The following is a 548-nucleotide window of genomic DNA, read 5'->3' as shown; positions in this document are numbered from 1 at the left end:
TCTCGCCAAATCGCCAAAGCGGTCCGGGAGAACATTCCCTTCATGTGGCTGGCCGGACGGCAGCGACCCGACTTCCGCACGCTGAATCGCTTCCGTTCCCAGCGGATGAGAAATGTCCTCGAAACGGTATTTACCGCCGTGCTTCAGTTTCTGGCTGACGAAAAATACGTGTCTCTGGAGCATTATTTTGTGGACGGAACTAAGATCGAGGCGAATGCCAATCGCTACACCTTTGTCTGGAGCAAAGCGGTCAGCAAACACAAAGCGAAACTGCGAGATAAGGTACAGGCCCTATTCGCTGACATTGAAGCAGCGGAAGAGCAGGAAGAACAAGAGAACCAGGGCAAAGATCTGGATGAACTCAGCACGGGTTCGGAAATGGACAGTGAGAAACTCGAACAAGCCGTGCAAAAGCTTGAAGCACAGCTTGCCGAAAAACCGAAAGACAAGCCCCTAAAAAAGACGGTTCGGACGTTGCGTAAGGATTTGCTCCCTCGACTGCAGAAGTACGAACAATATCAAAAGCTGCTTGGGGACCGGAACAGTTT

1 protein-coding gene is annotated in these 548 nt (G+C 51.5%); it reads left to right on the top strand.

All coding sequences use genetic code 11. The features are described 5' to 3' along the window. Window positions 1-548, top strand: a 548-nt coding sequence (locus tag ACFSX3_RS30675) for a transposase (protein ID WP_449290229.1), incomplete at both ends; no start/stop codon positions are given.

It is taken from the genome of Paenibacillus rhizoplanae (genome assembly GCF_042684125.1).
In the GTDB taxonomy this organism is placed as follows: domain Bacteria; phylum Bacillota; class Bacilli; order Paenibacillales; family Paenibacillaceae; genus Paenibacillus_AQ; species Paenibacillus_AQ rhizoplanae.
The sequence above is the reverse complement of the archived record's forward strand: the minus strand, read 5'-3'. Positions and strand labels throughout refer to the sequence as shown.